We start from the raw sequence: 6,940 nt of genomic DNA on the forward strand, positions 1-6,940 counted from the left end.
CGCGCAGGCGAGCAATCCGCTCGCCGACTATGCCCGCGCCCGGGTGGCGGACGCTTCGGGGCAGCTCGGCCTCGCGGCGGAGGGATACGCTTCGGCGCTGTCCGATGCGCCGTTCGACGAAACGCTGGCGGCCCGCGCCTATCGCCGGGCGGTCGCGGCCGGCGACCGCGGGCTGGCGCTGCGCGCGGCGCAATCGCTGCGCAGCGGCGCGGCGCTGCCGCCCGACGGCGAATTCCTGTTCCTGATCGAGGCGCTCGAGGACGGCGACTGGGCCGAGGCGCGGCGCGTCGTCGACCGGATCGAGGAGCAGGGGCTGTTTTCCTCGCTCGCGCCCGTGATGCGGGCCTGGATCGCGTACGGAGCGGGCGATGACGATCCGCTCGAACTGTTGGCGGCCGGCGATCAGGACGCGATCGCGGCGAACTATGCGCGCGAGCATCGCGCCCTGCTGCTGCTCGCCATGCGCCGCCATGACGAAGGGATCGCCGAAACGCTGGCGCTGAGCGAGCTCGGCCCGCCCCGGTTCCTGCGGCTGCGTCTTGCGGCGGCGGCGCGGCTCGTCCAGGCGCGCCAGCGCGACGAGGCGCTGGCGCTCCTTCCGGGCGACAGCCGCGCCGAACGCGCGGCGCGCGAGAATATCGAACGCCGGCGGTCGATCCCCGGCGCGGTCGACAGCGCGTCGGACGGTATTGCGGAGATGTTCGTCCGGCTCGCCACCGAGATCAACCGGCAGAACGCGTCTTCGCTGGCGCTGACGATCAGCCGGTTCGCGACCTTCCTCGCCCCCGACAATTCGGTCGGCTGGTTCGTGACCAGCGGCATCCTGAACCAGGCCGAGCAGGAAGACGCGGCGCTTGCCGCGCTGGACGGCGTCGGATCGCGCGACCCCTTCTATGCCGATGTGCAGGACATGCGCGTCCAGCTGCTGGCCGAAACCGACGAGCCGGAGGCGGCGCTCGAACTGGCGCGCGGCCGCGCCGAGGCGCGCGATGCGACGGCGGCCGACTGGCAACGGTATGGCGAGCGCTACGCGGCGCTCGAACGCTATGGCGATGCCGCCGAGGCCTATGGCCGCGCGGTGACGCTGGCCGGCGGCGACGCGGCGCCGTGGAGCGCCTGGCTGCTCTATGGCGGGGCGCTGCTCGATGCCGGGCGCTGGGCGGAATCCCGGCCGGCGCTGGAAAAGGCGGTCGAACTCGCCCCCAACCAGGCCATGGCGCTCAACTATCTCGGCTATGCACTGCTCGAACGCCGCGAGGATCTCGATCATGCCGAGGAACTGATCCGCCGGGCGAGCGAACTCAGCCCGGACAGCCCCTCGATCACCGATTCGCTCGGCTGGGTCTATTATGTGCGCGGCGATCTCGATCGCGCGATCCCCATGCTCGAACGCGCATCGGTCGGCGAGCCGGCCGAACCGACGATCAACGAGCATCTCGGCGACGCCTATTGGACGGCGGGCCGCCGGCGCGACGCGCGCTTCGCCTGGCAGGCGGCGCTGGTATCGGCGGAGGACGAGGCGGCCGAGCGGATTCGCCGGAAGCTCGACATTGGCCTCACCGCCGAGACCGCCTCGCCCTGATGGCGGAGCGCCAGCGGGCATTGCGCGAAACCGCCCATGCCAAGATCAACCTCGCGCTGCACGTTCGCGAACGGTTGCCCGACGGCTATCACCGGATCGAAACGCTGTTCGCCTTTTGCGAGGACGGCGATGTGCTGGAGGCCGAGCGGGCGGAGGGTCTCCGCCTGACCATCGACGGGCCGTTCGCCGCCGGCCTTTCGACGGGTGAGGACAATCTGGTGATGCAAGCGGCCGCGCGGCTGCGCGCCGAACGGGCGCCGGAGGCGGGGGCGCTCATCCGGCTGACGAAGAATCTGCCGGTCGCGTCCGGAATCGGCGGCGGATCGGCCGATGCGGCCGCGACGCTGCGGCTGCTGGCGCGGCTTTGGGCGGTGCCGGAGGACGATCCGCTGCTCGCGACGATCGCGGGCGGCCTCGGCGCGGACGTGCCGGCCTGCCTGTTGTCGCGAACCTGCCGGGGCGAGGGGAAGGGCGACGATCTCGCGCCAGTCGAGTTCGGGGAAATCGCGCGGCGCGCCGTCCTGCTCGTCAATCCGGGCGTCGCGGTGCCCACCGGGCCGGTGTTCGCGGGCTGGGACGGACGGGACCGGGGCGGACTCGCGCTCGCCGATCCGCCGCGCCTCGATGCCGGTTGGCGCAACGATCTCGCGGCGCCCGCCCGGGCCGCCCAGCCGGTCATCGGCGACGTGCTGTCGGCGCTCGCGGGCCAGCCCGGCGCGCGCTTCGTCCGCATGTCGGGCTCCGGGGCCACCTGTTTCGCGCTGTTCGACGATTTCGCGACGCGCGATGCGGCGGCGGATGCGATTGCGGGCGACAATCCCGACTGGTGGATGCTGCGGTCGCGGCTGCGGTAGGGGCGTGGTCAATCTGTCCGGCTCGCTGCGCTTGACGGGCGGTTGTCCTTTTTTGCCACGAAAAATGCGAAGCCCTCCCCCTTGATGGGGGAGGGTTGGGTGGGGGTGCACCATCGGCTGGCGATGCCGCCCGTTGATAGATCACCCCACCCCTAGCCCCTCCCCATCAAGGGGAGGGGGATTCCGACCGATGACGGAAATCGATAACCGCCGAAGCGTTTTGCAGCGCTCACAATGACGCTCGAAAACGGACCGGTTTCTGCCGTTAACCCTCTTTTTGCGCCATTTCTTATGCAATAGCCCTAATATTGGCGGACGAACGGATCGATCCCCCTGCGGGTGACGTCCGCCAATGATCTGCGAACTCTCCAAAGCGCGCACGTCATTGAAACGGGCAGCACGCCTCCGGGCGGCGCTGCCCGTTTCCGTTCAGCGGCCCGCGGCGGCCAGGCGCTCGGCGACGAGGCCGAGCGGCATCGCGCCCTGATTGAGCACGATCGCATTGAAATTCCGGACGTCGAAGGCGCCGCCCTGGGCCGTGCGCATCCGCTCGCGCAACTCGATCAGCCGCAGCTGGCCGAGCTTGTAGCCGAGCGCCTGGCCGGGCCAGGCCATATAGCGCTCGATCTCGGCGATGACCCGGCTCTCGGCGATGCCGGTCGCGCCCTGCATGAAGCGGATCGCCTGTTCGCGCGTCCAGCGCTTGTGATGGAGCCCGGTATCGACGACGAGGCGGACGGCGCGGAACAGCTCGTCCTGCAGCCGGCCGAGATCGCCGAACGGATCGTCGTCATAATAGCCGAGCTCCTTGGCGAGCAGTTCGGCATAGAGCGCCCAGCCTTCCTGATAGCCGTTGAAGCTCGCGATCCGGATGATCAGCGGCGCTTCGCCGAGGCCGCTGGCGATCGCGACCTGGGTGTGATGGCCGGGCACGCCTTCGTGATAGGTGAGCGTCGGCAGGCGGAAGCGCGGCACCGCGCGCATGTCGCGCAGGTTGATCCAGTAGGTGCCGGGCCGCGTGCCGTCGAGCGAGGGCGCGTCGTAATAGCCGCCGGGCGCGCTGTCCTGGGTCGCCACCGGGACGCGGCGGATGACCAGCTGTTGCCGGGGAATGATGTCGGGCGGCAGCATGTCGCCATAATTGGCTTCGGCGCGCCGGGCGAGCTCGCCGACATAGTCGAGCAGTTCCCGCCGCCCGGCGTCGCTGTCCGCGAACAGGAAGCGCTCGTCGCCGGCCAGCCGCAGCATCCGTTCGCCGACGCTGCCGCCGGTCTCGCCGTTCGCGGCGAGCAGCGCGTCCATCTCGGCGGTGATCCGGCGGACCTCGTCGAGGCCGATATCGTGGATCTCGTCCGGCGACTGTTCGGTATCGCCGAGCGCCCGGACATTGGCCGCATAGAGCGCCTCGCCCTCGGGCTGGGCCCAGATGCCGGAATGCTCCTGGCCGCGCGGCAGCATGTCCGCGATCTGGTCGCGCAGCCGCTGGAAGGCGGGGCGCGCTTTGGTCTGCAGCGCGGTGATGGCGAAATGCAGGGCCGTGGCGCGCAGGGTCGTGTCGGTGACGGCGGCGGCCATGCCGTCGTCGAACGCCTCGATCAGCGGATGGGATTCGGCCGGGCCCGCGAGAAAGGCGTCGAGCACGGGGAGCGTCTTGGCGAGCAGCGCCCGGGGCGGGCGGCAGCCGGCGGCCTCGTCGGCGCGGACCTTTTCGAGGACGCCGGCAAAGGCCGTCTCGAAGCCGTTCAGCTTTTCGAGCCAGGCGTCGATCGCCTCGGGCGTCCGCACCGATTGCTGGGTCGTCATCACCGCCTGGGAATCGATGTGCGGCCCGCTGATCTGCGAGACGAGATAGGGGAGATGGTTGACGTAGCTGAACGGGTTGATCCGGCCGTAGGGGATGGCGGCCGAGCCCCCGGCATTGGCGAGCACCGCTTCGGACACCGCGGCATGGAGCGCGTCGCGCGAACCGCGCGGGCAGTCGAGCGCGGAGATGCGCGCCCGGCTCGCCGCCGTGCCGTCGCGCAGCGCCTGTTCGCCGGTGGGGGAATAATCGTCGAGCCGGCGCGCGAGCGGGCCGCCGTCGAGCGCCGCGTCGGCGCCGTTATAGGTCGCGACTTCGGGCAGCAGCGCGAGCAGCCGGTCCGCCTCCATCGCGAGCGCCATCCCGGCGTCGCAGCCCTGCGCCTCCCGGGCGGGCAGGGTCGCGCATCCGCCGACCCCCAATATCGTTCCGGCGGCGAGCCCGGCCATGGCCTCGCGGCGCGTCAGTTCGAAACCCATGTGCGACATCCTGTTTTCTGCTTGGGCCAGTTTCTTCTGTGGTGACATAGCCGGCGCGGCACGGCAACTAGGGCGCGATGCGAGTTTCGAATAGAAAATCCCTATTGGAATGCGCGGCATGACCGACGTCTTTATCGAGATCGCGGGGCGGGCGGAGTCCGGGCTTGTCCTGATTGCCGACCATGCATCGAACCGGGTGCCCGAGGATATCGACCTCGGCGTGCATCCGTCGGTGCTCGACAAGCATGTCGCGGTCGATATCGGCGTCGACCGGCTGGCGATGCTGGTGTCGGCCGAGCTGGGCTGCCCGGCGATCATCGCCAACGTCTCGCGCCTCGTCGTCGACCTCCATCGCGAGCACGACAATCCGGCGGCGACGCCCGTCCATAGCGACGGCCACCATATCCCGGCCAATGCCGCGCTCGACGAGGCCGGGCGGCGCGAGCGGATCGAGCGCTTCTGGCATCCCTATCACGGCCGGGCGGCGGAACTGGTCGATACCCATGCGCCGACGATGCTCTTCACCCTGCACAGCTTCACGCCCCGGCTCGAGACGCGCGCGCACGAAACCCGGCCCTGGCACGCCGGCATCCTCTACAACCGGGACGACCGGGCGGCGCGCATCGCGATCCCCAAGCTCGAGGCGCTCGGCCTCCATGTCGGCGACAACGAGCCCTATTCTGGGCAGGAACTGAACGCGACGATGGACCTCCATGCCGAGGCGCGCGGATTGCCCTATCTCGCGATCGAGGTGCGGAATGACTTGATCGCGGACGCAGAAGGCGCAAGGAAATGGGCCGAATTGCTCGTGCCCGTCATCGCCGAAACGCGCGACGCGCTCATATAGACCGATCAGGAAAGTTTCATGTCCAACCGTTTCGACAAGAGCAAACTGCCGAGCCGGCACGTCTCGCTGGGGCCGTCGCGCGCGCCCCATCGCAGCTATTATTACGCGATGGGCTTGAGCGAGGAGGAGATCAACCGCCCCTTCGTCGCCGTGGCCAGTGCCGGGAACGACAGCGCGCCGTGCAACACCGTGCTCGACTATCAGGCCGATATCTGCCGCGAGGGCGTGATCCAGGGCGGCGGCATGCCGCGCCGGTTCAACACGATCACCGTCACCGACGGCATCGCGATGGGCCATCAGGGAATGAAGAGTTCGCTTGTCAGCCGCGAGGTCATCGCCGATTCGATCGAGCTTTCGATGCGCGGCCATTGCTACGACGCGCTGGTCGGTTTCGCGGGCTGCGACAAGTCGCTTCCGGGCATGATGATGGCGATGCTGCGGCTCAACGTGCCGTCGATCTTCGTCTATGGCGGATCGATCCTGCCGGGGCAGTTCCATGGCGAGGACGTTACCGTCGTCGACGTGTTCGAGGCGGTCGGCCAGTACGAGGCCGAGAATTGCCCGCTCCAGGAACTGATCGAGCTCGAAAAGGTGGCCTGTCCCGGCCATGGCGCGTGCGGCGGGCAGTTCACCGCCAACACGATGGCGTGCGTCGGCGAGGCGATCGGGCTTTCGCTGCCCAACAGCAACATGGTCCCCGCGCCCTATGAATCGAACGCCGATATCGCGCGCTCGGCGGGCGAGCAGGTGATGAACCTGCTCGAGGCCGATCTCCGCCCGCGCACCATTTGCACGAAAGCGGCGTTCCAGAATGCGGCGCGCGTCGTCGCCGCGACCGGCGGGTCGACCAACGCGGCGCTGCACCTGCCGGCGATGGCGAACGAGTGCGGGATCGATTTCGACCTGTTCGACGTCGCCGAGACCTTCAAGTCGACGCCCTATCTCGCCGACCTCAAGCCGGGCGGCAAATATGTCGCCAAGGACATGTACGAGGCGGGCGGCGTCTACATGCTGATGAAGACGCTGCTCGAAAACGGCCTGCTCGACGGCGAGTGCATCACCGTGACCGGCAAGACGCTGGGCGAGAATATCGACCGCGTCGTCTGGAACCCGAACCAGAAGGTCATCTACGCCGTCGACAAGCCGATCACGCCGACAGGCGGCGTCGTCGGCCTCAGGGGATCGCTCGCCCCCGACGGCGCGATCGTCAAGGTCGCGGGGATGGAGCGGCTGCAGTTCGAAGGCCCGGCGCGCTGCTTCGACAGCGAGGAAGACTGTTTTGCCGCGGTCGAGAAGCGCGATATCGCCGAAGGCTCGGTGATCGTCATCCGCTATGAAGGGCCCAAGGGCGGCCCCGGCATGCGCGAGATGCTGTCG

Annotated in this window: 5 protein-coding genes; 4 read left to right on the top strand and 1 reads right to left on the bottom strand. The window is 69.1% G+C overall.

Annotated elements, in window-relative coordinates:
* Positions 1 to 43 precede the first annotated feature (43 nt).
* Together ACTS1X_RS09535 and ACTS1X_RS09540 are read left to right on the top strand one after the other, a co-directional pair.
* Positions 44 to 1,582: a tetratricopeptide repeat protein gene (locus tag ACTS1X_RS09535; protein WP_442614156.1), complete on the top strand. Its 1,539-nt coding sequence runs from the start codon at positions 44 to 46 to the stop codon at positions 1,580 to 1,582.
* The gene (locus ACTS1X_RS09540; protein WP_442614157.1) at positions 1,582 to 2,436 is read left to right on the top strand and encodes a 4-(cytidine 5'-diphospho)-2-C-methyl-D-erythritol kinase; all 855 of its coding nucleotides are present in this window, start codon (positions 1,582 to 1,584) and stop codon (positions 2,434 to 2,436) included. The genes ACTS1X_RS09535 and ACTS1X_RS09540 overlap by 1 nt, the downstream gene beginning before the upstream one ends.
* Positions 2,437 to 2,865: 429 nt before the next feature.
* Here ACTS1X_RS09540 and ACTS1X_RS09545 read toward each other — a convergent pair whose 3' ends face one another.
* A complete protein-coding gene (locus ACTS1X_RS09545) occupies positions 2,866 to 4,716 on the bottom strand; it encodes a DUF885 domain-containing protein (protein WP_442614158.1) in 1,851 nt (616 codons plus the stop codon).
* A gap of 118 nt (positions 4,717 to 4,834) precedes the next feature.
* On the opposite strand from ACTS1X_RS09545, the gene ACTS1X_RS09550 reads away from it, so the two are divergent.
* Both ACTS1X_RS09550 and ACTS1X_RS09555 read left to right on the top strand, forming a co-directional pair.
* On the top strand, positions 4,835 to 5,563 hold the full coding sequence (locus ACTS1X_RS09550) for an N-formylglutamate amidohydrolase (protein WP_442614159.1): 729 nt from the start codon (positions 4,835 to 4,837) through the stop codon (positions 5,561 to 5,563).
* An 18-nt stretch (positions 5,564 to 5,581) separates the two neighbouring features.
* Positions 5,582 to 6,940 (top strand): dihydroxy-acid dehydratase (locus tag ACTS1X_RS09555; protein WP_442614160.1); only part of this gene is annotated, 1,359 nt, incomplete at its 3' end.

It is taken from the genome of Parasphingopyxis sp. (assembly GCF_052168275.1).
In the GTDB taxonomy this organism is placed as follows: domain Bacteria; phylum Pseudomonadota; class Alphaproteobacteria; order Sphingomonadales; family Sphingomonadaceae; genus Parasphingopyxis.

Coding starts and splice junctions, on each gene's coding strand:
- ACTS1X_RS09540 (WP_442614157.1), top strand. CDS start 1,582: ATGGCGGAGCGCCAGCGGGCATTGCGCGAAACCGCCCATGCCAAGATC.
- ACTS1X_RS09545 (WP_442614158.1), bottom strand. CDS start 4,716: ATGGGTTTCGAACTGACGCGCCGCGAGGCCATGGCCGGGCTCGCCGCC.
- ACTS1X_RS09550 (WP_442614159.1), top strand. CDS start 4,835: ATGACCGACGTCTTTATCGAGATCGCGGGGCGGGCGGAGTCCGGGCTT.